The sequence below is a fragment of the Clostridium carnis genome (assembly GCF_054657435.1).
Map to the genome: position 1 here is coordinate 196,958 of NZ_BAAHYS010000001.1, position 26,089 is coordinate 223,046.

Sequence of the window (26,089 nt, forward strand, 5' to 3'; positions counted from 1 at the left end):
TCAAAATAGGGGTTACTATTATTGAGGTTTAAACTATTCCTTGAGCTAACATAGCTTCAGCAACTTTCATAAATCCCGCTACATTTGCTCCAACTAAAATATTGCCAGCTTCTCCATACTTTTCTGCTGCTTTTTTTGAATTTTGATAAATATTAACCATTATATCCTTAAGTTTTGAATCAACTTCTTCAAATGTCCAAGATAGTCTCATACTATTTTGTGACATTTCAAGAGCTGAACAAGCAACTCCGCCTGCATTAGCTGCTTTAGCTGGACCAAACATAATTCCAGCTCCCTGAAGTAAATCAATCGCTTCTAATGTTGTTGGCATATTTGCTCCTTCTGAGACAACTTTAACACCATTTTCAATTAATTTTTTAGCTGATTCTATATCAATTTCTCCTTGCGTTGCACAAGGAAGAGCTATATCACATTTAATTGACCAAATACCTCTATGCCCTTCAAAATACTTTGCAGTAGGAACTTCATTAAGATACTCTTTTATTCTACCTCTTCTTACTTCTTTAATCTCTTTAATAACCCTTAAGTTTATTCCATTATCATCATAAATATATCCATTAGAATCACTTAAAGCAACTACTTTGGCTCCTAATTCTGTTGCCTTTTCTGTTGCATATATAGCAACGTTACCTGATCCAGATATTACGACTGTTTTCCCTGAAAAACTTAATCCATTATCCCTTAACATTTCTTCTGTAAAATAAACCAATCCGTATCCTGTAGCTTCTGTTCTTGCTAAGCTACCACCATAAGTTAGTCCCTTACCAGTTAAAACACCTTGATCATTTGCATTTCTTATTTTTTTATAGTATCCATACATATATCCAATTTCTCTTCCACCAACTCCTATATCTCCAGCTGGAACATCGGTGTCAAGTCCTATATGTTTACATAATTCAGACATAAAACTTTGGCAAAATCTCATTACTTCTCCATTTGATTTTCCCTTTGGATCAAAATCTGATCCTCCTTTTCCTCCGCCTATAGGAAGTCCTGTTAAAGAATTTTTAAATATTTGCTCGAAACCTAGAAACTTAATAATACTTTGATTTACTGATGGATGAAATCTTAACCCACCTTTATAAGGTCCAATTGCACTATTAAATTGCACTCTAAAACCTCTGTTTACCTGTACTACACCCTTATCATCAACCCAAGGAACTCTAAAGAATATCTGTCTTTCCGGTTCTACTATTCTTTCTAATATTCCAGCCTCAACATATTCTGGGTGTTTGTCAAACACAGGTGCTAACGAATTCAAAACTTCTGTTACAGCATCTAAAAATTCTATTTCTCCTGAATTTCTCTTTTTAACTTGTTCAAGAACATTGCTTACATATTCTTTTCCATTCATTCTACCATCTCCTTTGACTTCCAATTTATTTATATAATACAATATCCTAGTAAATTTTGCTATATTTTTTTCAAACATTAATTTTTTTTGAAAATAACCCATATTTTCAATTGTTTTTTAACAAATCATCATTTTGAAAACCTTTAATTATTTATTTACACATTATTAATCTTTTATTAATTAACTTATATTAATTTTAATATTATTTTTTTATTATTTTGATAATATAAATAAAGCGATCATTTTTAAATTTTTACCAAAAGTATTTTTATCAATAATCGCTTTGTTATTTTATTGTTTAAACTTTGTATATAAAGTTATTTTTCCATTTCTTTTAACATATACTCTATAATCTTTATCTTTTTCCCTTTACTATGTAAATATATAGGAATTGCTGTTAATATACCTACAACTGTACCACAAATTATATCCCACATAGTATCCTCTAAACCATTTTGTGCTGTTAATCCAAATAAAGAATCTGTTGTAAACTCCCATATTTCCCATATCCCCGCAGCTGCTGCCGAAAATATTATAACAAATATAACTGAAGTTTTTGGGTTTAAATCTTTTATTTCCTTTCCATTACATAAAAATATAAAATATATATATCCAATAATAGCTATAATTGCTCCTGATCCTAAATGTAGAAACTTATCATAGTTAGTTATAGAATAAAAGTCCCATATACTAGCTAAATACATTGATAAAAATATAAACCCTAAAATAATATAATAAGACGTTTTTGATTTTTTTTAAAAGCTTTTTCTATAAAAGATATATGTTCCTATAATAGTTACTGCTATTAATGCTATTCTTGGAATCTTTTCGCCATTTCTTACAATCAAATCATAAATAGTAGTAAAAACTAATAATATCATAAAGCCTAAGGTTACTAATAATTCTCTATTTTTCGTTTTCATTTTATCACTCCTAAAACTACTAAATTAACCTTAATATTATATCAAACTTATTATATATTATTCCTTTTTCAAGCTAATTTTAACTAATTGTTAATTATATATCTTATCTTTTATAGTCTTATATAAAATCAATGAATATATACTTCCATATATTAGTCCACCTAAATGGGCATAGTTATCTATATTAGGTATAGTTACACCTATAATAATATTAATAACTATAACTTGTATTATATTCATCATATAATCTTTTCCAATATTTTTTCTTTCTTTAAAAGCAAATGTAAGCATTGCTCCTAATAATCCAAATATAGCTCCAGACGCTCCAACTGATACACTATTTGGTCCTAGTATATAGCTTAATAGTGATGATCCAATAATTGATATAAAATAAATAGAAATATATTTCTTAATTCCATAAATTTCCTCAACCTGTGTTCCAATTATTTTTAGTGATAACATATTAAAAAATACATGAATTAATCCTCCATGTAAAAATGCAGATGTTATTAATCTCCAAACTTGACCATTATCAATTAATATATTTACCTTTGCTCCCATCTGTATAAGAGTTCTTACGTCTATATCAAATAAATTTCTAGCTTTTATAGCGGAAATAATGTATATTAATACGTTTATAATAATAATTGAATATGTAAGCTTATACTTACCAAACTCCCTTTTAGGTGTAGTATCTACTTTAACTATATATTCAAGTATTGGTACTAATGACTTGGAAGCTTCACTACAATAAATTACACGTCTCTCTTTTAATGAAAATACGACTTTATTTTTTATATTATAATCACCATCAAAATTTATGTAATCTTCTGATGCTAATACAACTAAATTTAGTAAGTGAGGCTTATTAAAAGCCTCACTTAAATATTTGTTTCCTTCTTCATAATTTATATCTTCTTCTGAATCCTTTGAAATTATTACTCCTACGACTACATTACCCATATCAAGGATTCCAATCCATTTAGTTTCTTTATGAAACTCACTATAGTAATCCTTCATATAGAACCCTGCATTTTTAGTTAAAAGATTAAAAAATACCTTTTCAAACTTTTTCATATTCCCCTCTTTTTCTTCTAAATTTCCTTTTCTAACATATCTAAAAGTTGCTTAAATCTTTCCATTGTAGCTTCAAGTGGCTTAGAAGTTGTCATATCTACTCCAGCTTTCTTTAATATTTCTATAGGATAATCACTTCCACCACTTTTTAAGAACCCAATATATTTTTCAGTGGCATCTTTTTCTCCATTTAATATACTCTTAGCAAATGCTGAAGCTGCTGCATAACCTGTTGCATATTGATATACATAGAAATCTGAGTAGAAATGTGGTATCCTTGCCCACTCTATATCTATTTCCCTATCAACTATCATATGTGAACCAAAATATTTCATATTTAAATCATGCCATGCACTACTATAATCCTCTGAAGTTAAAGGAATTCCACTTTCTAAAGTTTCATGAGTATATAATTCAAACTCTGCAAACATCAATTGCCTAAATACTGTTGTTCTAATTTGCTCAAGTTCTTGATTAATTAAGTATAATTTTTTCTTTTTATCATTTTCTTTATTTATTAAATAATGTATTAATAAAGCTTCATTGGTAGTAGAAGCTACCTCTGCACAAAATAATGTATATCCTGCATATATATATGGCTGTTCTTTTCTTGAATAATATGAATGTATTGAATGGCCCATTTCATGCGCTAATGTAGAGACATCATTTAGTTCATAATTATAATTTAAAAGAACATATGGCATTGTACTATATCCCCCCCAGGAATATGCACCACCACGTTTTCCTTTATTTTGATAGATATCAACCCAGCCATCTTTAATTCCATTTGTAAATATATTTAAATATTCTTCTCCTAGTGGCCTTAAGCCTTCTAAAGTTATTTTAACTGCATCTTCAAAGTCTATATGCTCTTTTGGAATTTCTATAACAGGAACATATAGGTCATACATATGCATCTCCTCTACTCCTAGCATCTTTTTCTTTAATTCAATATATCTATGAAGTAAGCTCAAATTTTCATTTATTATCTTAATTGAGTTTTTATATACTTCCACTGGAATATCATTCGGTTTTAAAGAAGATTCTAAAGCTGAATCATACTTCCTTATCTTAGCTCCAAAATTGAAATTTTTTATTGAACTTGAAAGTGTTGTTGCAAAAGTATTTTTAAGGCTCTCATATTCTTTATATAATGCTTTAAACGCTTCTTCTCTTACTTTACGATCTTTACTTTTTATAAATGATGAGTAATTTCCTTCTGTTAATTCAACTTTTTTACCATCTTCATCATTTATATCTCCAAACTTCATATCTGCATTTGCCAACATATTATGTATAGCTTCTGGAGCCTGCAAACAATCTGATACCCCTGCTAGAAGTTCTTCTTCATTTTTGCTTAATATATGAGGTTTTTCCTTTAATATATCTTGAAACATAAATCTATACATTTTTAATTCTTTATTACTATCTATAATTTTATCTATATATCCATCATCAAAAGCTAATACTTCTGGAACAAAATATGCAGTATATGTTGCAAATTCTGCCATATATGCATCTATTTTATTCATCATACTTTGATATTTTGTATTTGAAGTATCCTCATCACATTTTAAATGTGCATATACATAAATAGTTTCTGCCTTAATTCCTATTGATACATATCTTTTTAAATACTCTATAATATTATCCTTATCTTCTAATTTACCCTCAAATTCTTTTAATTTTGGTGCTTCTTCCTTTAAATCTTGAAAAGCTTTCTCCCACTCTTCATCTGAAGAAAATATTTTGTTAACCTTCCATTTGTACCTTTCTTCTATTTCCTCCCTTTTCTTTAAAACCTTTGATTCACTCATATTAATCCGCCTAAAAATTTAGGCTCCTCCCTTCTTAGTTATATTCTTCTTCTTTACCTTTAATATCATTAAATACTTTTTCCATAGCTTCTTCTATTAAATTTACGCATTTATCTAATCTTTCTTTTATAATAATATAATCATCTTCGTAGTTAAATTTAATTAAAAATGTTGGATTATATTCATCTAAAACATCCTCAATTGAAAATCCACTTTCCTCAAATGTATCATAATTAAAAAGATCATATATAGCTGAGTATTCCCATTCTTCAACATCTTTATTTGTATCAAAATATAAGTTTATTGTATTATCTAAAACAAATAATTTTTTTACATATAATGCACCTTCTGAAACTTCAAAACTACCTAACTCTTTTGTAATAAACCCCGTTTCTTTATCTTTTTCCATTAATACTAAACTTGAAAAATCCATATTAAATCTCCTCCAAATAAATTTTACTTTTGTTCTTTAATATAAAATATATATCTATTATATGTTTTTCCCATATAATAAGGCAATATCAATAATTTATATAACTAAAATTCTCTATACTACCTTTACATAATGGTAAATTATGGTAATATAATGTTAAAGGGTTTGGAGGGATATTATGAGAAAAAAAGTTTCAAAAAAAGGTTTAATGATAAAAAGAAGGGAAAGACTTAAACAGAGAAGAAAAAGATTTTTTATAGCATCATCTATAATTATATCACTTATTCTTTTATCTTCCTTTACTATTTACACTCTTATAATAAGAGGTAAGCTTAAAAATTTATCTTATGCCGTTGATTATCACTTTACTAGTTCTTCTTTAAAAGAAAATAGGCTTTTAAGGGTTCAAGAGTTCAATTTAGAATTTTCCGATAATGAAACTGCAATTATAGAGGCTTATGGTCTTACTTATAAAAAGCCACGTGAAAATGCTAAAGTAAAAGCTTATTTAAAAAGAGATAAAAATGGTGTATGGAAACTAGATGCAACTACATCACTTAATGAAATTGCTGATAAAAAGTAGTTGTTGCAAATTATTTGCATTATCATATATAATAGAGTTAGAAATATTAGGAGATGATTTTAATGATTACCATAGACAACTTGTGCTTTTCATATACAAATAAAAAGCCTTATTTACTTAACAATATTAATCTAACTATTCCTAAAGGAGCTTATGTTTCTGTAGTTGGTGAAAATGGTAGTTGCAAAACTACTTTAATAAAATTAATTTTAGGACTATTAGCTCCTACATCTGGCTCTATTACTGTTAAATCTAATTTAGTAAGCTACGTACCTCAAAAATTAGATACATTTAATTCACAGTTTCCTATAACTGTGAATGAGGTATTAACTTGCCATAAAAAAGTATTAAAAAACTCTGAAATTAATATTAATTCCATATTAGAAAATGTTAATATGCTAGAATTTAAAGAAAAACTTCTTGGAAACCTTTCTGGCGGGCAACAACAAAGAGTTCTTATTGCAAGAGCTTTAATGGGTAATCCTGAAGTTATAATTTTAGACGAACCTTCTACTGGTGTAGATGAAGCAAATCAATTAGAAATTTATAATATATTAGAGAAACTAAATCGAATTAATAATAAAACTATAATTTCTATAGAACATAATATAGAAATTGCTTTAAAATATTCAACACATATACTTAAAGTACATAATGGAAAAATTTCCTTATTTACAACAGAAGAATTTAATAAAATAAGACAAAAAGATTTAAGGTTTAATAATGCTATGTAGGCATTATCCTTTTCTTTACTTCTTAGAAAGGTAGAATTTCATGTTTCAATTAGATTTTATGCAAAATGCCTTTATGGCAAGCTTTATTATCTCTATATTATGTCCTTTTATAGGATTATTTTTAGTTCTTAGGCGTTATTCTATGATAGGGGATACTTTATCTCACTCTTCCTTTGCAGGTGTTGCTATTGGTTTAGTTATAGGGATTGACCCTATAATAACAGCTTTCTTATTTACATCATTTTGCGCTTTAATAATTGAATTTTTAAGAGATTATTATAAAAAATATGCAGAGTTAGTTATGTCTTTAGTTTTAACATTTAGTCTTGGAATTGCAATTATTTTAATAAGTAGTGGAAAAGCTTCTGCAAAAGTAAATTCATTTTTATTTGGTAGTATTCTAACTGTAACTACTTCTGATATTATTTTAATATCAATAATAGGACTTATCTGCTTAATAACTTTAATAATTTTATATAATAAGTTAGTATATATTACTTTTGATGAAGAAGGTGCTAAAACTGCTGGTATAAAAGTTAAGCTAATTAACTACATATTTACATTACTTGTAGGTGCTACAATTTCTATGTCAATTAGAATAATGGGTATTCTTGTAATTTCATCTATTATGATAGTACCTGTTGCAACAGCCATGCAACTAAAGAAAAGTTTTAAATCAACATTAATTTTTTCAATTTTATTTGGATTTATTGATATTATGTTAGGCTTAGTACTTTCTTATTACATAAATAGTGCCCCTGGTGGAACAATCGCAATAACATCAGTTTTCACCCTTATATTAGTAATAATTTTTGATAGATTTAAAAAATAAAACTATAACCAAAGTTATTTTTACATATCTTTGGTTATAGTTTTATTTTTTTGCATTCATCACAAACACCTTTTAACTCTAATTTATGTTCTGTTAAACTGAATCCTGCTTGAGCTTTTATTATTTCTTCAATTTGCTCCATAGGACATGGAATTTCAACAGACTTATTACATAATTTACATTGAAGCATATGACTATGATGTGATTTTTTTAGAACATATAAAGCAGCCCCATCTCCAATATTAACTTTTTTAATTATTTCCTTCTCTTCAAGCAACTCTAAACTTCTATAAATAGTACTAAGATTTAAGTTTACACCTTGTTTTCTACATTTATCATATAGGTTTTCCGCTGAAAGACCTTTATCAGCTCCTTGAATAATATCTAACAGAAGTTTTCTTCCCTTTGTAATTTTAATTCCTCTTTCTCTTAGAAAATCATCCCAATTCATATCTTTCTCCTAATGTTTATTAGATTAATTAATATTATATCATATTGTTATTATTTTTTGTATTGTTAGAAAAATATCATTTTTATTCCAAATAAAATTAATATTATTCCACCTAAAAAGTCAGCATATTTGCATATAAAGTTTATCTTTCTTACATATCTACAAAGAAAAAATCCTGTAGTACAAATTAATAGCGTAATAAGACCTATTAAAATAGAATCTACAAATAATAGTAAAATCAATTGCATTTCATGAAATGCTGTAAAACCTATAACCAAAGCATCTATACTAACTGAAACACCTAAAATTATATACATTGCTTTTCTTATTAAAAATGAATCATCTTTATCATCTTTTTTAAATCCATCAATTATCATTATTGCACCAATTGCTCCTACTATTAACCCACCAATTATATTTGGAATACTTGCAATATATGTATCAAAAAACACCCCCGATACTCCACCTATAAATAGAAATAAAAATTGAAAAAATGCAAAAGATACTATAAATCCAATTTTATTTTTCCTTTTTAATGATGGATTTATTCCAAGACTTATACTTAATCCTAAAGCATCCATTGCTAATGCCACTCCAATTAAAATTACCTCTTTTAATCCCATATACTAATTTCTACTCCTTTTTAATAATTCTACCTTATATTTTATTAAAAAGAGTAGCATTTATGAATTTTTATTTTAAATAAACACTTTAATTTCTCTAAAATTTATTGTATATTATTAATTAGAGTACATAATTTTTAAAAAGTATATCACATTTTGTAATATAGTATAAAGGAGAGTAACTTCATGGCAAATTGTATAATAGCACAATCAGGTGGACCAACTTCGGTTATAAATTCTAGTGTAGTAGGATTATTAAAGGCAAATAAAGATTTAGGAATATATGACAAAGTATATGGTGGGCTAAATGGTATTCAAGGTATTTTAGCTGGTAATATAATAGAGCTTTCATCTTTTAGTGATGATGAAATAGAAACCTTTAGATATACACCATCATCTGGCCTAGGTTCTTGTAGATATAAAATGAAAAAATTAGAAGAGTCAACTGAAGAATATGACAAGCTTTTGGAATTATTAAAGGTTAATGATATAAAAGCCTTTTTTTATGTAGGCGGAAATGATTCAATGGATACAATTGCAAAGCTTGGAAAATATGCAAAAGAAACTGGTCTTGATATTAAATTTATTGGTATTCCTAAAACTATAGATAACGATCTAATGTTTACAGACCATACACCTGGTTTTGGTAGTGCTGCAAAGTTTATTGCAACTTCAACTCTTGAAACTTATTTAGATGCTTCTGTATATATAAATAATGGTATCTTTATATTAGAAACAATGGGAAGAGATACTGGTTGGCTAGCTGCATCATCAACTTTAGCAAGAATTGATAATAAACCCGTAGCTGATTTTATCTATTTACCTGAAGTAGCTTTTGATATAGATAAGTTTTTAAATGATGTAAATAATAAATTTAAAAAACAAAATAAAGTATTTATAGTTGTTTCTGAAGGATTAAGAAACTCTGAAGGTAAATTTATAACTGAAGTTGAAAAACAAGCTCATGATACTTTTGGACATGCTCAACTAGGTGGAGTTGGATCATATTTAAAAAACTTAATAATTAATTCAGGTATAACAACTAGAGTTAAATCTCTTGAACTTGGAGTTCTTCAAAGATGTGCTATTCACTGTGCTTCTGATATAGATCTTACTGAAGCCTTTGATGCAGGATATTCAGCTCTTAAATTTTCTAATGAAGGAAATAGTGGTTATATGGTTGGTATTAAGAGAGAGTCAAACTCTCCATATAAATCATCACATTTTTTAATTGAAGCTGATAAAATTGCTAATAATGTTAAGTATTTCCCTAAGGAATGGATAAATAAAGAGGGAAATAATATTAAAGAAGAAGCTTTTGAATATTTCTCTCCTTTAGTATTCGGAGCTCCTAATTTAAAGATTAAAAATAGTTTACCAAAGTTTAAAACTTTTAATAAATAGTTATAATTAAAATAGTCTTGGAATTAATTTTTCCAAGACTTTTTTTCTTAATTATTTTTGTTTATCCATTCTATAGTATTTAAAAATATATCTACCTCATCTAAGCTATTATAAACACCAAAACTTGCTCTTACCATACCTGGCATTTTAAAGTTTGGATTTATTAAATGCTTACTAGCTTCTTCATCTGATAGCTTTAAAAGTCTTTTTATATATGGATGAGCACAAAAAGCTCCTTGCCTTACAGCTATAGCCCTAAATTTAGCTAAAACCTCTGCAACCTCAGCATTATATATTCCATCTATATTAAAAACTACTATTCCTAATCTATCATTAATTTTTTCACAATCCCCGTAAAGTATTACTTTATTTATACTCTTTAATCCATTAATAGTCTTTTCAAGTAGTATATGCTCATTATTTTCTATCTTATCATATCCTATTATTTGAAGCTGTTTTATGGCCTCAACTAGTGCTACTGCTCCAAAAAAATTAGGACTGCCGGCTTCATTTTTCTCTGGTGAATCAAGAAGTATTTCTTCATAATCTAAAACTGACTCTACCATTCCACCGCCTTTAAAATCAGTATCTAAAGAGTTAAATCTCTCTTTTAATCCTATAATTGCTCCACTTCCAAATGGTGCATACATTTTATGAGCAGAAAATACTAAAAAATCTATTTCCTCTCCTTTATTTTCTCCAGATAAATTCACTTTCCTATGAGCTACAATTTGCGCACCATCTACAATTATTTTAGCACCATATTTATGAACTAATTTTGCAATTTTTTTTAAATCATTAATATAACCAGTAACATTTGATGCTGCTGTTATGGATACATACTTAACTAAACCTCTATGTCTATTAAGTGTTTCTTCTAATTCATCAATCTTTAATCTTCCATCTTCATCTACTTCTATATATTTTAAATTGCACTTTCCTCTCCATGGTAAATCATTTGAATGATGCTCCATTCTAGTTGTTATAACTATATCGTTCTTGCTTTCTATTAATATATTAGAAAGCCTATTTATCCCTTCAGTAGTATTATTAACGAAAATAACAGTGTACTTGTCTTTAGGGGCATTAAAAAAATCAAGTATAAAATCTCTGCTTTCATTATATACTTTAGTACAATATTCAGATTTTTGCCCCATTCCTCTTCCTATAGAGCCATAGTAGTTACAAGATTCCGTTACTTCCTCTAAAACTCTTTTAAAAACAGGAGTGGTAGCTGCATTATCAAAATTTATTGGAACTATTTTATGCCCACCTAATATAGGAACTTTATAATCAAGCCCTATAAACAAACTTCTTAAATAATTATCTCTTAATCCATACATGCCATTACCTCCCCTATATCCTATTCATTTATGTATTTTATGGTGATAGTAAAGATTTTATACTATTGATAAAAATTGTACTAATTCTAGTAAATCATACATATTTTATAAGGTAACATATGCAAATATAAAACATATATTTATATTAAAATATTCTTTGGAGGAGAAATATGAATAGATCTAAAAAAAATTTAGCTATAGATGACGATTTAAAGTTTATTCCATTAAATATTAAAGAACCTTTTTCATCAAAGGATTCTAATTGGCTTCCATTTATAAATTTAAATTGTCAATCTACTACTAATATGACAAATAATTTTATTGCTGATTTTGCTACCCCTATGCTATATGAAAATCTTAATAAAGGACTAGTAAATATTCCTGACTTAGAAGTTATTCCATTGCCTAATAACGTTACAAATAATACTTCAAATAAAAATGAACCTAATTTAAATATGAATAATAAAAATGTTACTACGCCTAATCAATCTTCTGAAAATTATACTTTAGAGTACCCTTCTGAAACTATATCTGAAGAACTGTATTCTTATAACTCAAATTTACCAAATTGCCATACTACTCAAACACGAGATAATGAATTTTTTCAAGAGCCTCTTCATATGAATTTACTAAGAAATTTTGATTTTATTTTAGACGAATTTGATGATTTAAGAGGATGCTGTCCTAATAAAATAGATAAAATTTTTAGGGATATTGAAGAAAACCATTCATTTATTATAGGTACATTAAAAGCATATAAAATTCCTTATCCAATTATATGTTTGTTAATAAAGAAAATTATAAAATTTACCCTTAACTATTCTGAAGATTGAGGTGATTAAATGATTCTATTTAGAGAAAACTTACCTAATTTACAAAGTAAAATTAGATTTCTTCATAGCCTTCCTAGTTCTCTGCAAGTAGATATATATGCTAATGGAGAATTAATTGGAAAGGATTTATCCTTTAGTAAAATTACATGCTATAAAACCATTTCACCTGGCAGCTATAAAATTGAAATTTTCAACTCTGGAACCTATGATTCACCTATATTAGCCAAAAATATAGATCTTTTACCTAATACTAGTTCAACAATATCACTAATTACTTTAGGTAATGATATTGATATTTTTGTTCTTAATGATGCAAATATACCTGAAACTATAACTAATTCATTTTTAAGATTTATACATTTATCACCTAATGCCCCATTATTAACATTATCACTACCTAATGATATATCTTTGTTTGGTAATGTAGAATATGTTGAAACTACTGGGTATTATCCTTTATCTCCAGCAATATATAACTTTAAAGTTTTATTTTTACCATCAAATACATTTAAATATATAAAAGACATAACATTAAAAAACGGAAAATTTTATACTATATATATAATAGGATCACTTAATGCTAGTCCTCAATTGGGTTATTTACTTGTAGAAGATGGAAATCAATAATTTTTATATCTAAAGCTTTATTCTATAAATATAAAATAATAAAGCCTTGAAATCTATGGTTTCAAGGCTTTATTATTTTTGTTTATTTGCCTACCTCCGCCCCTTCTAGTATAATAAAATTGAATTTATAGAAATTATATTTACATTTATATAGATATAAACTTTTGGAGGATACATTTATGATAGTTTTAAGCTGCAAAGATATATGTAAAAGTTATGGAATACGTGATGTTTTAAAAGGAGTAAACATTTCTATTAATGAAGGTGATAAAGTAGGAATAATTGGTGCAAATGGTGAAGGTAAATCAACTCTTTTTAAAATTATTACAAAAGAACTTTCTCAAGATAGTGGAGAAATTTTTATAGATAAAAATAGAACTATTGGTTATTTAACTCAACATTTAGATTTATCTACATCGAATACAATTTATTTAGAAATGACTTCTGTATTTAAAGACCTTAATGAAATCGAGAAAAGACTTTTAAAAATAGAAGAAAAAATGAATGAACCTTATGATGAAAATAATGCTGAATACCATAATAAATTAATAAAAGATTATACTACTCTTCAAGATCTTTACTCTCATAAAGGTGGATATACTTATAAAGCTGAAATATCAAGAGTTCTTAAAGGCCTTGGTTTTATAGAAGATGACTTTGATAAAGAAATTTCAACTCTTAGTGGTGGACAAAAAACTAGAGTTTCATTATGTAAATTACTTTTAAAAAATCCTGATATAATTTTGCTAGATGAGCCTACAAATCATCTTGATTTAGAAGCAATAGAATGGCTTGAAGCTTATTTACAATCATATAAAGGAACTGTACTAGTTATATCCCATGATAGATTTTTCCTTGATGCCGTAACAAATCATACTTTTGAAGTAATAAATGGCCATGTTAATTGCTATAATGTTTCTTATACTAAATTTATTGATCAAAGAAAGAAAAATTATGAAGCTCAACTTAAAGCTTATAATCTTCAACAAGCTGAAATTAAAAGACAAGAGGCAATAATAGAAAAATTTAGAAGTTTTAATCGTGAAAAAAGCATTAGAGCTGCTGAAAGTAGAGAAAAAGCATTAGATAAAATTGATCGTTTAGATACGCCAGATAAGGAAAAGGAAGCTTCTAAGATACAATTTGAAACTTCTGTTAAAAGTGGCTATGATGTTCTTCATACAGAAAATTTAAGCAAAAGTTATGGTGATAATACTTTATTTAAAGACCTTAGCTTCGATTTAAAAAGAGGTGAAAAAGTTGCTTTAATAGGTGAAAATGGTAGAGGTAAAACCACTTTATTTAAAATAATACTAAATAATTTAAATTCAGATAGTGGTAATATAGTTCTTGGTACAAATGTTAATGTAGGTTATTATGATCAAGAACAATCTGATCTTAATCTTAATAAAACTATAATAGATGAGGTTTGGGATCAGTTTCCTAATTTAACTACTTCAAAGCTTAGAGGTGTCCTTGCATCATTTTTATTTACAGGTGATGATGTGTTTAAAGAAATAAATACATTAAGCGGCGGTGAAAAATGTAGAATAAATCTTTTAAAACTTATGCTTTCAAGATCTAATTTACTACTTTTAGATGAACCTACAAACCATTTAGATATTATGTCTAGAGAAGCCTTAGAAGACTCTCTACTTAATTATGATGGTACATTAATGGTAATATCCCATGATAGATATTTTTTAAATAAAGTTGTTTGTAGAATTCTTGAACTTAAAGAAAATGGTGTTAAGGAATACCTTGGAAATTACAGCTACTATCAAGAAAAAAAACTAAATCCTAATAGATATGAAGAGCTTGAAGATCTTTCTAATGGTAAAACTAAAACTCAAATAAAAGATGAAAAAAAGAAAAAGAAAGAATTAGAAAAAGAAGAAAAAGCTTTAAAGCTAAAAATTAAAAAACTTGAAGATGAAATCTCTTTTAAAGAAGATGAGCTTCTTTCTCTTCAAGAACAGCTATGTTTAGAGGAAATTTATTCAAATCCATCTGAAAGCGAACGTGTTAATAAAGAAATTAGAGATTTGGAATCTACTATTTCTAAACTTTATGAATCTTGGGAAGAACTTAATGAAAATTAATATTATAAGAAAAAGCTGAGTAAATTCACTCTCAGCTTTTTTCTTAATTATCTTAATCCAGTAGAACCAAATCCACCATTTCCTCTTTCACTATCTGATAATTCTTCAACTTCTGTAACATCAACAGCCCATACTGGTTTAACAAGCATCTGAGCTATTTTCATACCCTTTTCAACTTTAAATGGGTTTTTACCATGATTTATAAGTATAATTCCTAGTTCACCTCTATACCCTTCATCAATTGTACCTGGAGTATTTAAAACTGTAATTCCATGTTTTAAAGCCAACCCACTTCTTGGTCTTACTTGTCCTTCTGTTTGCTTAGGTAACTCTATTTGAATCCCAGTTCTTACAAATCCTGTTTCACTAGGATTTATAATTATTTCTTCAACTGAATATAAATCTAATCCTGCATCTCCTTCATGGGCAAAGTTTGGTATTATTGCGTCTTTATGTACTTTTTTTACCTTTAATGAAAATTTGTTCATTTGTATTCCTCCATTGCACTAACAAATATATTAATATATTATCATATTTATTTAGTTTTGTAATATAAATTTAAAAGATTAAGACCATTCATTTATGATCTTAACCTTTAACCTCTAACGTTTATAACAATTTGCTTTTATTTTATTAATTACAATTACTGATGATTCTTTATTCTCATTATCTATTATTACTTCATTCCATGTAAGATAACAAGGTTTTTCAAAAAATCTTCTATCTAGAATAGCAATAACTCTGTAACATCCATTTTCTAAATTTGTAAATTCTATTTTCCCATCATCATCAGTTACTTCTGAATAGCAAAGCTTTGGTGAAACTCCATTTATTTTATAGAGATTTATTTTAGCTCCTTTTAAAGAAACTCCATCCTTCTTTCCAAGTTTTGAAAATACAGTTATATGTCCTTTTTCTTCTACAACACAATTTTCTTTTTCACTATTTATTTCTTCTAAGTTTTCATTGTTATTTTCATTATATTCTTTAGAGGTATAGTCATTTTCATTATTATAATTATTTTCAAAAATTTCATAATTATTATTAGTATTAAAATTATTATTTTCCTCATAATTATTACTATAATTATGGGTTATGTGCTCATCATCTCTACCATTGTTAATTATACAAGGCTCTGCTTCACTTTCACTTACCTGTATAAATACATTATAACCTTCATCATTATCTACTCTATATGACTCATTATGCCCACTATTTTTAGCTTTTGATTCAATCCCCTGATTTTCACTATTGTCATTCTTATAGGACTTTTCTCCATTTTCATCCATATAATATTGATCCTCTATCATGATTTTCATAATATCCTCCTAAATATAATATAGTTACATAATATGATAACCATCTATATTTTGTGATAAGAAAAAAGTGCTTTAAAGCACTTTTTTAATTAAAATATCATTGATGATATTTGACACAAGTTTTTTATATAATTATACTCTTTAAAATTAAATTCCTTTTCATTTACAGATACTGAAAAATAAAATACAGCAACTACCTCACCATTTTTTAAAACTGGTACTATACATACTGAATTCCAATCTGGTAAATTCCCTTCATCCTTTAATATATTAATATTATCCCAGTCAATAAAATATATCCTATTACAATCTTTTACAACTTCATTTATATCTTCTATTGAAGCTTTGGCAATATATGAATTTATTATATATTGAAGTTTTCCTAGTTTTTTTGCTATATCTAAACATTTATTTAGATATATAATAACTTCTTCTTTTTCTTTTAAATCAATATATAATTTACTAATTTTAAATGATAATTCTAATGAATTTTCATTTACATCAATACAATTTGTAAATGCCATTTTATAATAATATAATGCTTTTTCTATATCTGTTTTTTCTTCAATAAACGAAGCATATTTTTTATAGTAAATAACTAATTTCTCACTACCTTCTATTCCCTCCAACTGATATAATAGCTCCTCTATTAAAGTATTATCAGTATGGCACTCTAATTCTATTAATTCTATTAACTCCACTTTTAATCTTCTAACTGTGCATGTTTTAATTCTAGAATATATTATTTTTTTATCCAAATATCTTTTAAACTCTACAATTGTAATTTTCCCATCTACTATTTCTTGAATTATTCTTAATGATTTAAGAGATAAAAATTCACTTTTATCTACATCATTTTTTATAATATATTTTTCTACAAACTCAGCATTTATTGGATACTTAATTACTGCTAATTTATTTAATATAAGCATTTGTCTATAACTTACATTATCTAAACCTTTAAAAATATTTTTTTACAAATGATTTTATATATGATGGATTTCCTAGGGTATATTTATATACTTCCTTTGCAAATCCCATTTCTATATATTTATTTCCAAATATTTTCCCTATAATATATTGAGTATTATATTCATTAAATAATCTCATTTTATATTCTTCAAACTCTTTTATGCCTCTTAACGAATCCAAAATCCCCTTAAAAATATCTCCCTCTATGTTTTCATTATAACTAAATAAAATAACCATATTTTCAAGTTTCCCTTTGGATAAACAAAGATATTTTATAAATATTTTCAATACTATATTTCTAATATCGATATCATCTATAATTAAAATTGTAAATTTATTAGAGGAATGTTCCCTTAACATTTTTATAACTCTATTTATTACCTGTAATTCATTTTTTAATATGCTATCTAATTCTAGTTTTTCATTAGTTGAAATTTCAGAAAATCTTTCTATATGCTCTTCATATCTTTTTACAATTTTTTTATCTATATTTTTAATATTTTTTAAAAATTCAGTCCTACCTATACCATTTTGCCCAACTAACCCAATTATCTTATAATTTATTTTATTTTCTTCAACATCACTAATAGAATTTTTTATTTTATTTAATTCTAAATCTCTTCCTATAATATCTATTTCACTATATATAGAATCTATTTTTTTTATATCATAGGTATTATACTCTTTATTAAATATCTTATTTATAAGAAGTATTAATTCAGTAATTGAATTTATATTTCCCCTGCTAAATTGATTTATTGTTTTTTTACAAAATCATTATGCTTTTCATTTGATATTACCTTTACTGATTCTTTAAATATTATTTCAAACAAGTCCATAATATCTAATAAATTATTATTTCTATATCTTGTATGAACTATAAAATTATTTTCTTTACTTTTTAATCTCTTTATTATATTTAATCTTCTAAATTCATCCTCTAATATATTATTTAACTTTATTATTAATTCACCATTATTTTTTTTATAAATTAAAATATCTTTAATATTTATTTTATTAAACTTATATCCTTTAATATTTAATGTATTAACTATTTCACATATCTTAATAAATATATCTATTTTTTCTTCAAAGCTAGTTTTCTTTATATATTCATAGGAGTTTCTATTTCCAAAAAAAACCTCTGTAATATATCCTACCTTATAATCTGTTAATTTTATTCCATCAATATTTTTTACAATTAAACTATCTTTTAAATTAACAATACCTTCAAAATTTAAATTATATGATGTCTTAAACTTTGTTAATAAATACTCTTTAACTTTCTCTTTAATTACGTTATTCTCCAGTATATAAACAGAATATTCCTTTTCATCTTCTAAATCCCTTACTAAATAATTAGAAAAATCATCATAATAGCTTATAACATCTTCAATAATATATCTATTATTTATAATTCTCATATACAATCATCCCCATAATAAAATAAATCCCTATATATTAATTTAACTTTATAAAAAACTGCTTGATTTATTTTCCTAATTAGATAATAATTCAAGCAGTCTTAAATTTTCTTTAATTTAATATCATCTTTGACGCCTCTTCAAAAAATTTTGGTTTACTATAATAATATCCTTGTATAATATCACAATTTACTTCTTTTAAATACTTTAATTGCTCTATAGTTTCTACCCCTTCTGCTACAACAAGCAGCTTAAAATAATGTGATAATTCAACTATACTTTGTATAATATGTTCACTTCTATCATCTATATTAATACCATCTATGAAACTTTTATCTATTTTTAATACATCAATTGGTAAAATTCTTAAATAATTCAATGAAGAATATCCTGTCCCAAAATCATCTAATGCTAAAGTTATTCCAAGTTCTTTAAGTCTTTGTAATATCTCTATATTCTTTTGAACTGACTTCATTATTATACTTTCAGTTATTTCAAATTCTATATACTCTGGTGAAAGATTATATTTTTTTAGACAGCTATCTACAAATCTTACAATTTCCTCATCTCTAATTTGAACGTCTGATAAATTAATAGCCATTTTAAATTTTTTATCAGTTTTTAAAGATAGATCTTTACAATGTTTAAAACATTCTTCAATTATATATTTTCCTATATCAACTATTATTCTTGAACTTTCAGCAATAGGTATGAACTCCTTTGGAGGAATAAATCCTAATTTACTACTTGTCCATCTTGCCAAACACTCATATCCTATTACTTCTTCTGAATTCACCCTAATCTTAGGCTGATACACTAGGTTTATTTCATTATTTATAATAGCTGATCTTAAACCTTTTTCTATTTCAAATTCTCTATTTAAGGATTCTAAAATACTCATATCAAAAAACTTATATCTATTTTTTCCATTTTCCTTTGCAGTGTACATTGCCATATCTGCTCTTTTTAATAATGTAGTTATATCCTTTCCATCTGATGGATATATACTTACTCCAATACTTAAAGTACAAAAAACCTCTTTATCATTTATATTAATTGGCTTACTTAAAGTTTTAATAATATTATCTAATATTACTGTTACTTCATTTTTATCCTTTATATTATATTTTGCTAATATAAATTCATCTCCTCCAAACCTTGCAATAAACGATTCTTTTCCACTTAATTCATTTATAAGTTCTGAAAATTTTATTAATAATGCATCTCCTACATCATGACCATAGGTATCATTTACATATTTAAAATTGTCTAAATCTATAAATATAAAAGCTACCCTTTCATCAGTTCCTTGTCTTTTTTTTATTATCTCAGTAACTGAATCAATAAAATATCTTCTATTTGGCATTCCTGTTACTTCATCATAATAACTTAAATGTTTAACTTCTATTTCTTTTTCTTTTCTATCTGTTATGTCACATAATGATCCATAAATAAATTCTTTTCCATTATTATCAATAGATTTTTTTCCTTTGCTTTGTAACCATAAGATTTTATTATTTCTACATTTTATTCTATAATCAATTTCATAATAACTTTCTATTTTTGAATTTACTATCCTTTGCATTTCTAAATTATATTTTTCTATATCTTTTGGTACTATATATTTGCTCCATTCAGAATTTGAAATTATTAAATCATCTTTAGTTTCATAATCTAAATACTTTATTATTTTATTATCAAAAGCTACATTATTGCTTTGTAAATCCCAGCAAAAAATTATATCTTTTGACCCTTCTACAACTAGCCTATGTTTTCTTTCCCTTTCTTTTAATATTAATTCTTGCTTTTTTCTTTCTGTTATATCCGTTATAATACCTGATAAATAAAAAGTATTATCTTTTATTTTTCCTTTTCCCTGTACTTCTACAACCATACTTTCCCCTAAGGAATTAGTAATAAAATGATCTATATTAAATTCACTTAAATTTTTCTTTTCACATATATTTTTATAAAATAATTTTGCATCTTCTTTTTCTTTATCATCTGTAAAAAAATCAAACCACTGATTTAAACTTTCTATTTCTTTATTAACTTTTAAAATCCTTTTCATCCTATTAGACATGTATACTGTTTGGCTTTTATTATCCCATTCCCATACTGCTCCATTTAAAGCTTCTAAAGCCATTTTATAACGTCTATTATTAACTTCTGCAATTCTATATAATCTTTTGTATCTCTTATTTTTATAAATATTTTTAATAAATAAGATAACACATAATAAACTTAATGTAATTATAATTGAATCATTAAAATATATAGTTATTCCTATTGCTATTATTACTAATATGCCTAAAAATATATTAAATACTAACTGTGGCCTTTTCACTAATTCTCACCAATGCTTCCCTTATATATATTTTTCATAACACTATTTTATCATATTTTTCCATTTTTAAGAACAGATTATTTATTAAAAATAAAAAAGAGCCTAGTAAAACTAGACTCCTAACTTGCATATATTATTTTTCTTTAATTAATTTTGTTAAAATTAAGTTTGCAATAACTCCTACTATCGCAGCTAAACTTAATCCTGATATACTAACTGTTTCTGTAATATTTATTCCTATTGCCTTTGGTAAGAATAATCCTGAAAGTCCTACAAAAATAATACTACTCATTACTATTATATTTTTTATACTGAATTTTACTTTTTCATTTATAACAGTTTTTACACCAACTAATGCTATCATTGAAAACAACATTATACTTATTCCACCCATAACTGATGATGGTATAGTTCTTATTGCAGCACCAAATTTATCTATAAAGCTAAGTATTATTGCAAAAATTGCTGTTAATCTTAAAATTGATGGATCATAATTTTTTGTTATTGCTAAAACTCCTGTATTTTCTCCATAAGTTGTATTAGCTGGACCACCTAACATTGAAGCTGCTAAAGTCGCTAATCCATCTCCAAGTAATGTTCTATTTAAGCCTGGATCTTCTATAAAGTTTTTTCCTACTACTGTTCCATTTGTTGTAATATCTCCAACATGTTCCATGAAAACAGCTAGAACTACTGGAACCACTATCATTATTGCTCCTAAATCAAACTTTGGTAATGTAAATTTAGGAATAGCCACAACGCTTGCATTTTGTATCGCTGAAATATCAACTTGTCCTAGCACTAAACTTAATGTATATCCAACAATTACTGCAATTATAATTGATATTTGTGATAAAAACCCTTTTCCAAACTTTTTAATAGCTAAAGCTAAACCTAAAGTTATTCCTGCGATCATTAACTTAGTAGAAGCTCCTGCTTCATTCGCTATAACAGCATTTAGTCCCGCCATTTCTAATGCAGTTGGTATAAGATTTAATCCTATTACAACTATCATAGGTCCAACTACTTGTGCTGGAAGTACTTTTCTTATTTTGTCTACACCTATTTTTTTTATTATAAGAGATACCGCTACATAAACTAATCCTGCTACAAACATACCACCTTGAGCATATCTTAAATCTCCATATTGTGCTACAACAGCCCCAATTACTGGTATAAAAGCAAAAGATGATCCTAAGAAAACTGGAACCTTACCTTTTGTACAAAGATGAAATATTAATGTTCCAATCCCTGCTGAAAATAATGCTACTGATGGATCTAATCCTGTTATTATAGGTACTAAAACAGTTGCTCCAAACATTGCTATCAAATGTTGAATTCCTAAAATTCCTTTTATTATTCCTTTTTTTACTTGTTGTATTTCTGTACGTTCCTTTGATTCTACATATTGTGCCATTAGATGACCTCCCTATTTTTAGTAAGGAGAAAATTTAATTTCTCCCTTTTTAGCCTCTCTGGACTAATATTAAAAGGTTTATTTTAATAAAAAAGACCTCTCCACAAAGCTGTGAGAAGTCATGAAAATTTCATAAAACTATTAATTACTTAACTTCTTCTCAGCCTCTCTGGACTAATTTAAAGAACTTTATTATTGCTTTTGCTAAATTATATCAGCTTAATTATTTTTTTGCAAGATAAAATTTAATTTTATTTTTAAATATAAATTTTATTTTTTCCAAATAATAAATATTTTATTATTTTAAAAATAAGGAATACTAAATTTATAGATAAATTAAAGGAGGCTTATATATGAAAAACAAAAAAATAATTTTATCTATTGTATCACTAAGTATTGCTTTAATTTTATCATTCTCTTTTGCACCTAAAGCACTTAGAAGTAATGATGAAATAGATAATAATAAAGTTGAAAAAGTTGTATATCTTACATTCGATGATGGTCCTGGTGGAAAAACTACTCTTCAAATTCTAGATACATTAAAAAAGGAAAATGTACCTGCTACTTTCTTTGTTATTGGATGTCAAATTAAAGGTCAAGAAGAAACTATATTAAGAATGAAAAATGAGGGGCATAGTATTGGGCTTCATAGTTTTTCTCATAGTAGAAATAAATTATATCACGGAGATGAAGGCTTTTTAAAAGAAATGCTACAAGCTCAAGATGTGCTTTACACTGTTACAGGAGAAAGATATAATATTTTAAGATTTCCATTTGGTTGTAATAATAATACATATAAATTATCTCAATCTTTAATTGATGAAATACATGCAAATAATCTTAAAATATATGATTGGAATACTGATAGCGGTGATGGAGCAAATCCTCATGCATCACCAGATAGTATTTTGCGTAATGCTTGTAATCATAAAAAAGATAATACTTCTGTAGTAATTTTAATGCACTGTTCATATGCAAACAAAACATCCGCTGCCGCATTACCTGGAATTATTAAACATTATAAAGATGAAGGATATACCTTTAAAGCAATTGATGAGTCAACACCAGAATTATATAAGGTTATGAAAAAATAAAAGGTGGTTTATACCACCTTTTTTAATATCTTATTTTTGTTCCTGTAGCTTTAAAGGCTACTTCTACAGCTTTATATAAAATTGTACCTAGAATTAAATTCATTATTATTGCAGGAATTACAACTAATTTTACTAGACTCATAAATTCTCCTGGTAATCCTACTATTATTTGTGCCGATGCTAAAAACACTAAACCACTTATCAATGTTCCAAACAAAAGTGATAATATTATTTTTACGTTATTACTAACTTTATTTTTAAAAGGTAAAAGTATTAAATAAATAATATTTGCAGTTACTACTTTATCTATAATATTTGGCAACTGACCTCCTGGAAACTTAGTAGTTAATGCTGTGAAAATTCCAATTATTATTCCCGATAAAAGGCTTGTCTTATAATCATCATTTATTATAATTATTATAAATAACATAGCAAGTGCAAAGTCTGGCTGCATTGGTAATCCTAAAGCTGGTGTAATTTGATGTAATAATGCTCCTATTCCTATTAATATTGCATTTAATATCATTTTTTTTGTATTAACATTTCTATTCATTTTCTTTTCCTCCTTGAATTTCAACTATTTATACTTTAATCCACCATTCATTTCATACCATTTTTATCAACCCCTTTATCCCTAATAATCTATTAAATTATTTTTAAATATAAAAAATCCGTCCTATATAAATATATAGGACGGATATAATCCGCGTTGCCACCTAAATTGCTTATAAAAAGCCTCTCATTTTCAGGTACTACCATACCCTATTCCCTATATCGTGGGACATACGGATCAACTAATATCTAATAAAGATTTCGTATCACACCTCAGAGGCCCATTCACTATTTGCTACAGTACCGAAATCACACCACCTTCGGCTCTCTTAAACCTTACATAATAGCTACTATCCCTCATCAAAGGATTTATTAATTATTACTTTAATTATATATTATGAAACTTCATCTATTTTGTCAATACTTTTATAAAATTTATCTCTATTTGGAAGTATAACCATAAATATGAATAAAACCAATAACAGCACTCCTTTTATCATACTTGTAGCACTTATAGACCACCAAATTCCATTTATACCTAGTAAGTCTATTCTTGAAAGAAGTACACAAAGTGGTACTCTTATACCTGTAAATATAATACTTACCCATGATGGTGTAATAGTATCTCCCAAACCTGAAAAAGCACCTGCTGTTGTTATTTCTAAACACATAAATAATTGAGAATACCCTAATATCTTTAAATATATTGCTCCTTGCATTATTGCCTCTTCCTCTGGAATAAATAATGCAAATATTCTTTCACCTGAAAATACAAGTAATATAGTTGCAAATATACCTACTATAATTGCCATTATCATAGTAACTTTAAAGCCTTTATATATTCTATCCCATTTATTAGCTCCATAATTTTGTCCAATAAATGATGTTAATGCTGCCCCTAAACCACCTGCTGTCATCCATGATATAGCTTCTATTTGAGAACCTACTTTTTGAACTGCTATTGAAACGGCACCAAAACTTGCTACCACTCTTCCTATTAGCATAGCAAATACTGAAAATAACCCATTTTGTAAAGCTGCTGGTATCCCTAGTTTACATATTTTGTTTATATATATTTTATCTATATACTTTTTATTTTCAAATTTTAAATTATATCCATTTCTTATAAATGCTACTATAAATATTAATGTTACTATAGCTTGTGCTAAAACAGTTGCTATTGCAGCTCCTGAAACGCCTAAAGCCGGTAATTTTCCAAATCCAAAAATTAAAATTGGATCAAATACAATATTAAATACTAATCCTACTGTATTTATTATAAATGGCGTTTTACTATTTCCTGAAGCATTAAAAATCCCTGTAAATAAAGGTGGCAAGAACATAAATATCATACCTATAGAAACTATAATTAAATATTCTATTGACATATTTATTATGTTTTCATCCCCAAGATTAAAAAATCCTATTATTTCTCTTCTAAATATTATTAATATAATTGTATATGCTAATGCTATTACTACATTAATAAATAAACTATTATATATAAACTTATTTTTTTCTTTTAAATCATTTCTTCCGCTAGCTTGTGCTACTCCAATTTCAGCCCCAACCTTTGATATAAACACTAAAGAACTTCCAAACCAAGTAAAAAAACCTGCTGTTCCAACTGCCGCAACTGCCTCACTTCCAACTCTTCCTATCCAAATCATGTCTATCATGTTATATGCCATTTGTATAAATGACGTTCCCAAAATAGGAAGGGATAGTTTAAATAAAGTACTAAATATATTTCCTGAAACTAAATCAACTCTTTTTTTCATAACACCCTCCTTAATTATCATAATAA

Annotated in this window: 25 protein-coding genes, 1 pseudogene and 1 other annotated feature; of the genes and pseudogenes, 8 read left to right on the forward strand and 18 right to left on the reverse strand. The window is 26.4% G+C overall.

Features of this window, described 5'->3' with window-relative positions:
- Positions 1-28: 28 nt before the first annotated feature.
- The 6 genes and pseudogenes from gdhA to ACYQ1T_RS01060 all read right to left on the reverse strand — a co-directional run bounded on the left by gdhA (position 29) and on the right by ACYQ1T_RS01060 (position 5,625).
- Positions 29-1,375: an NADP-specific glutamate dehydrogenase gene (gdhA, locus tag ACYQ1T_RS01035; RefSeq protein WP_459830891.1), complete on the reverse strand. Its 1,347-nt coding sequence runs from the start codon at positions 1,373-1,375 to the stop codon at positions 29-31.
- Between the two features lie 317 nt (positions 1,376-1,692).
- Positions 1,693-2,112: pseudogene (locus ACYQ1T_RS01040) on the reverse strand (DUF2238 domain-containing protein); the annotation flags it as partial.
- An 18-nt stretch (positions 2,113-2,130) separates the two neighbouring features.
- On the reverse strand, positions 2,131-2,298 hold the full coding sequence (locus tag ACYQ1T_RS01045; protein WP_459830894.1) for a hypothetical protein: 168 nt from the start codon (positions 2,296-2,298) through the stop codon (positions 2,131-2,133).
- Positions 2,299-2,388: 90 nt separating this feature from the next.
- On the reverse strand, positions 2,389-3,375 hold the full coding sequence (locus ACYQ1T_RS01050; RefSeq protein WP_459830896.1) for a rhomboid family intramembrane serine protease: 987 nt from the start codon (positions 3,373-3,375) through the stop codon (positions 2,389-2,391).
- A 17-nt stretch (positions 3,376-3,392) separates the two neighbouring features.
- Positions 3,393-5,192 carry an oligoendopeptidase F gene (gene pepF / locus ACYQ1T_RS01055; protein ID WP_459830898.1) on the reverse strand — a complete coding sequence of 600 codons (1,800 nt, stop codon included), beginning with the start codon at positions 5,190-5,192 and terminating at the stop codon, positions 3,393-3,395.
- Positions 5,193-5,226: 34 nt separating this feature from the next.
- Positions 5,227-5,625, reverse strand: a complete 399-nt coding sequence (locus tag ACYQ1T_RS01060) for a DUF6762 family protein (RefSeq protein WP_459830899.1) — start codon at positions 5,623-5,625, stop codon at positions 5,227-5,229.
- A gap of 178 nt (positions 5,626-5,803) precedes the next feature.
- Between ACYQ1T_RS01060 and ACYQ1T_RS01065 the strand changes: the two genes are divergently transcribed.
- The 3 genes from ACYQ1T_RS01065 to ACYQ1T_RS01075 all read left to right on the forward strand — a co-directional run bounded on the left by ACYQ1T_RS01065 (position 5,804) and on the right by ACYQ1T_RS01075 (position 7,774).
- Positions 5,804-6,208: a hypothetical protein gene (locus ACYQ1T_RS01065; RefSeq protein ID WP_459830901.1), complete on the forward strand. Its 405-nt coding sequence runs from the start codon at positions 5,804-5,806 to the stop codon at positions 6,206-6,208.
- A 62-nt stretch (positions 6,209-6,270) separates the two neighbouring features.
- Positions 6,271-6,942 carry a metal ABC transporter ATP-binding protein gene (locus tag ACYQ1T_RS01070; protein ID WP_459830903.1) on the forward strand — a complete coding sequence of 224 codons (672 nt, stop codon included), beginning with the start codon at positions 6,271-6,273 and terminating at the stop codon, positions 6,940-6,942.
- A gap of 40 nt (positions 6,943-6,982) precedes the next feature.
- Positions 6,983-7,774 carry a metal ABC transporter permease gene (locus ACYQ1T_RS01075; protein ID WP_459830905.1) on the forward strand — a complete coding sequence of 264 codons (792 nt, stop codon included), beginning with the start codon at positions 6,983-6,985 and terminating at the stop codon, positions 7,772-7,774.
- Between the two features lie 34 nt (positions 7,775-7,808).
- Here the strand turns inward: ACYQ1T_RS01075 and ACYQ1T_RS01080 are convergent, their stop codons facing one another.
- Positions 7,809-8,225, reverse strand: coding sequence for a Fur family transcriptional regulator (locus ACYQ1T_RS01080; RefSeq protein ID WP_459830907.1), 417 nt, complete (start codon positions 8,223-8,225; stop codon positions 7,809-7,811).
- A gap of 65 nt (positions 8,226-8,290) precedes the next feature.
- On the reverse strand, positions 8,291-8,848 hold the full coding sequence (locus tag ACYQ1T_RS01085) for a manganese efflux pump MntP (RefSeq protein ID WP_459830908.1): 558 nt from the start codon (positions 8,846-8,848) through the stop codon (positions 8,291-8,293).
- A 186-nt stretch (positions 8,849-9,034) separates the two neighbouring features.
- On the opposite strand from ACYQ1T_RS01085, the gene ACYQ1T_RS01090 reads away from it, so the two are divergent.
- Complete coding sequence (locus ACYQ1T_RS01090; protein WP_459830910.1) at positions 9,035-10,252, forward strand: 6-phosphofructokinase; 1,218 nt, start codon at positions 9,035-9,037, stop codon at positions 10,250-10,252.
- A gap of 47 nt (positions 10,253-10,299) precedes the next feature.
- On the opposite strand, the gene ACYQ1T_RS01095 is transcribed toward ACYQ1T_RS01090, so the two are convergent.
- On the reverse strand, positions 10,300-11,595 hold the full coding sequence (locus tag ACYQ1T_RS01095; protein ID WP_459830912.1) for an aminotransferase class V-fold PLP-dependent enzyme: 1,296 nt from the start codon (positions 11,593-11,595) through the stop codon (positions 10,300-10,302).
- Positions 11,596-11,765: 170 nt separating this feature from the next.
- Here ACYQ1T_RS01095 and ACYQ1T_RS01100 point away from each other — a divergent pair, with 170 nt between their 5' ends.
- The 3 genes from ACYQ1T_RS01100 (at position 11,766) to ACYQ1T_RS01110 (ending at position 15,157) form a co-directional block, all read left to right on the forward strand.
- On the forward strand, positions 11,766-12,428 hold the full coding sequence (locus ACYQ1T_RS01100) for a hypothetical protein (RefSeq protein ID WP_459830913.1): 663 nt from the start codon (positions 11,766-11,768) through the stop codon (positions 12,426-12,428).
- Positions 12,429-12,437: 9 nt separating this feature from the next.
- Complete coding sequence (locus ACYQ1T_RS01105) at positions 12,438-13,055, forward strand: DUF4397 domain-containing protein (RefSeq protein WP_459830915.1); 618 nt, start codon at positions 12,438-12,440, stop codon at positions 13,053-13,055.
- Between the two features lie 179 nt (positions 13,056-13,234).
- A complete protein-coding gene (locus ACYQ1T_RS01110; protein ID WP_459830917.1) occupies positions 13,235-15,157 on the forward strand; it encodes an ABC-F family ATP-binding cassette domain-containing protein in 1,923 nt (640 codons plus the stop codon).
- A 47-nt stretch (positions 15,158-15,204) separates the two neighbouring features.
- Here ACYQ1T_RS01110 and dut read toward each other — a convergent pair whose 3' ends face one another.
- From dut to ACYQ1T_RS01145, 7 genes are all read right to left on the reverse strand, one after another.
- Positions 15,205-15,645 carry a dUTP diphosphatase gene (gene dut, locus ACYQ1T_RS01115; RefSeq protein ID WP_459830918.1) on the reverse strand — a complete coding sequence of 147 codons (441 nt, stop codon included), beginning with the start codon at positions 15,643-15,645 and terminating at the stop codon, positions 15,205-15,207.
- A gap of 114 nt (positions 15,646-15,759) precedes the next feature.
- Complete coding sequence (locus ACYQ1T_RS01120) at positions 15,760-16,476, reverse strand: prealbumin-like fold domain-containing protein (protein ID WP_459830920.1); 717 nt, start codon at positions 16,474-16,476, stop codon at positions 15,760-15,762.
- Positions 16,477-16,565: 89 nt separating this feature from the next.
- Positions 16,566-17,408 carry a hypothetical protein gene (locus tag ACYQ1T_RS01125; protein WP_459830921.1) on the reverse strand — a complete coding sequence of 281 codons (843 nt, stop codon included), beginning with the start codon at positions 17,406-17,408 and terminating at the stop codon, positions 16,566-16,568.
- A gap of 28 nt (positions 17,409-17,436) precedes the next feature.
- The gene (locus ACYQ1T_RS01130; RefSeq protein WP_459830922.1) at positions 17,437-17,808 is read right to left on the reverse strand and encodes a hypothetical protein; all 372 of its coding nucleotides are present in this window, start codon (positions 17,806-17,808) and stop codon (positions 17,437-17,439) included.
- A 395-nt stretch (positions 17,809-18,203) separates the two neighbouring features.
- Positions 18,204-18,872, reverse strand: coding sequence for a hypothetical protein (locus tag ACYQ1T_RS01135; RefSeq protein WP_459830924.1), 669 nt, complete (start codon positions 18,870-18,872; stop codon positions 18,204-18,206).
- A 112-nt stretch (positions 18,873-18,984) separates the two neighbouring features.
- Positions 18,985-21,219 (reverse strand): sensor domain-containing protein, encoded by a 2,235-nt coding sequence (locus ACYQ1T_RS01140; protein ID WP_459830926.1) that lies wholly within the window; start codon positions 21,217-21,219, stop codon positions 18,985-18,987.
- Positions 21,220-21,352: 133 nt separating this feature from the next.
- Positions 21,353-22,636 carry a uracil-xanthine permease family protein gene (locus tag ACYQ1T_RS01145; protein WP_459830927.1) on the reverse strand — a complete coding sequence of 428 codons (1,284 nt, stop codon included), beginning with the start codon at positions 22,634-22,636 and terminating at the stop codon, positions 21,353-21,355.
- Positions 22,637-22,989: 353 nt separating this feature from the next.
- Between ACYQ1T_RS01145 and ACYQ1T_RS01150 the strand changes: the two genes are divergently transcribed.
- Positions 22,990-23,730: a polysaccharide deacetylase family protein gene (locus tag ACYQ1T_RS01150; RefSeq protein ID WP_459830929.1), complete on the forward strand. Its 741-nt coding sequence runs from the start codon at positions 22,990-22,992 to the stop codon at positions 23,728-23,730.
- A 22-nt stretch (positions 23,731-23,752) separates the two neighbouring features.
- Here the strand turns inward: ACYQ1T_RS01150 and ACYQ1T_RS01155 are convergent, their stop codons facing one another.
- On the reverse strand, positions 23,753-24,283 hold the full coding sequence (locus ACYQ1T_RS01155; RefSeq protein WP_459830930.1) for a tryptophan transporter: 531 nt from the start codon (positions 24,281-24,283) through the stop codon (positions 23,753-23,755).
- A gap of 133 nt (positions 24,284-24,416) precedes the next feature.
- Positions 24,417-24,655, reverse strand: a binding site (T-box leader).
- 22 nt (positions 24,656-24,677) lie between these two features.
- Positions 24,678-26,063, reverse strand: a complete 1,386-nt coding sequence (locus ACYQ1T_RS01160; protein WP_459830932.1) for an MATE family efflux transporter — start codon at positions 26,061-26,063, stop codon at positions 24,678-24,680.
- Between the last annotated feature and the right edge of the window lie 26 nt (positions 26,064-26,089).

What these genes read in the sequence shown, in the direction of transcription:
- gdhA (WP_459830891.1), bottom strand. Translation starts at nt 1,375, where the DNA reads ATGAATGGAAAAGAATATGTAAGCAATGTTCTTGAACAAGTTAAAAAG.
- ACYQ1T_RS01045 (WP_459830894.1), bottom strand. Translation starts at nt 2,298, where the DNA reads ATGAAAACGAAAAATAGAGAATTATTAGTAACCTTAGGCTTTATGATA.
- ACYQ1T_RS01050 (WP_459830896.1), bottom strand. Translation starts at nt 3,375, where the DNA reads ATGAAAAAGTTTGAAAAGGTATTTTTTAATCTTTTAACTAAAAATGCA.
- pepF (WP_459830898.1), bottom strand. Translation starts at nt 5,192, where the DNA reads ATGAGTGAATCAAAGGTTTTAAAGAAAAGGGAGGAAATAGAAGAAAGG.
- ACYQ1T_RS01060 (WP_459830899.1), bottom strand. Translation starts at nt 5,625, where the DNA reads ATGGATTTTTCAAGTTTAGTATTAATGGAAAAAGATAAAGAAACGGGG.
- ACYQ1T_RS01065 (WP_459830901.1), top strand. Translation starts at nt 5,804, where the DNA reads ATGAGAAAAAAAGTTTCAAAAAAAGGTTTAATGATAAAAAGAAGGGAA.
- ACYQ1T_RS01070 (WP_459830903.1), top strand. Translation starts at nt 6,271, where the DNA reads ATGATTACCATAGACAACTTGTGCTTTTCATATACAAATAAAAAGCCT.
- ACYQ1T_RS01075 (WP_459830905.1), top strand. Translation starts at nt 6,983, where the DNA reads ATGTTTCAATTAGATTTTATGCAAAATGCCTTTATGGCAAGCTTTATT.
- ACYQ1T_RS01080 (WP_459830907.1), bottom strand. Translation starts at nt 8,225, where the DNA reads ATGAATTGGGATGATTTTCTAAGAGAAAGAGGAATTAAAATTACAAAG.
- ACYQ1T_RS01085 (WP_459830908.1), bottom strand. Translation starts at nt 8,848, where the DNA reads ATGGGATTAAAAGAGGTAATTTTAATTGGAGTGGCATTAGCAATGGAT.
- ACYQ1T_RS01090 (WP_459830910.1), top strand. Translation starts at nt 9,035, where the DNA reads ATGGCAAATTGTATAATAGCACAATCAGGTGGACCAACTTCGGTTATA.
- ACYQ1T_RS01095 (WP_459830912.1), bottom strand. Translation starts at nt 11,595, where the DNA reads ATGTATGGATTAAGAGATAATTATTTAAGAAGTTTGTTTATAGGGCTT.
- ACYQ1T_RS01100 (WP_459830913.1), top strand. Translation starts at nt 11,766, where the DNA reads ATGAATAGATCTAAAAAAAATTTAGCTATAGATGACGATTTAAAGTTT.
- ACYQ1T_RS01105 (WP_459830915.1), top strand. Translation starts at nt 12,438, where the DNA reads ATGATTCTATTTAGAGAAAACTTACCTAATTTACAAAGTAAAATTAGA.
- ACYQ1T_RS01110 (WP_459830917.1), top strand. Translation starts at nt 13,235, where the DNA reads ATGATAGTTTTAAGCTGCAAAGATATATGTAAAAGTTATGGAATACGT.
- dut (WP_459830918.1), bottom strand. Translation starts at nt 15,645, where the DNA reads ATGAACAAATTTTCATTAAAGGTAAAAAAAGTACATAAAGACGCAATA.
- ACYQ1T_RS01120 (WP_459830920.1), bottom strand. Translation starts at nt 16,476, where the DNA reads ATGAAAATCATGATAGAGGATCAATATTATATGGATGAAAATGGAGAA.
- ACYQ1T_RS01125 (WP_459830921.1), bottom strand. Translation starts at nt 17,408, where the DNA reads ATGCTTATATTAAATAAATTAGCAGTAATTAAGTATCCAATAAATGCT.
- ACYQ1T_RS01130 (WP_459830922.1), bottom strand. Translation starts at nt 17,808, where the DNA reads ATGTTAAGGGAACATTCCTCTAATAAATTTACAATTTTAATTATAGAT.
- ACYQ1T_RS01135 (WP_459830924.1), bottom strand. Translation starts at nt 18,872, where the DNA reads ATGAGAATTATAAATAATAGATATATTATTGAAGATGTTATAAGCTAT.
- ACYQ1T_RS01145 (WP_459830927.1), bottom strand. Translation starts at nt 22,636, where the DNA reads ATGGCACAATATGTAGAATCAAAGGAACGTACAGAAATACAACAAGTA.
- ACYQ1T_RS01150 (WP_459830929.1), top strand. Translation starts at nt 22,990, where the DNA reads ATGAAAAACAAAAAAATAATTTTATCTATTGTATCACTAAGTATTGCT.
- ACYQ1T_RS01155 (WP_459830930.1), bottom strand. Translation starts at nt 24,283, where the DNA reads ATGAATAGAAATGTTAATACAAAAAAAATGATATTAAATGCAATATTA.
- ACYQ1T_RS01160 (WP_459830932.1), bottom strand. Translation starts at nt 26,063, where the DNA reads ATGAAAAAAAGAGTTGATTTAGTTTCAGGAAATATATTTAGTACTTTA.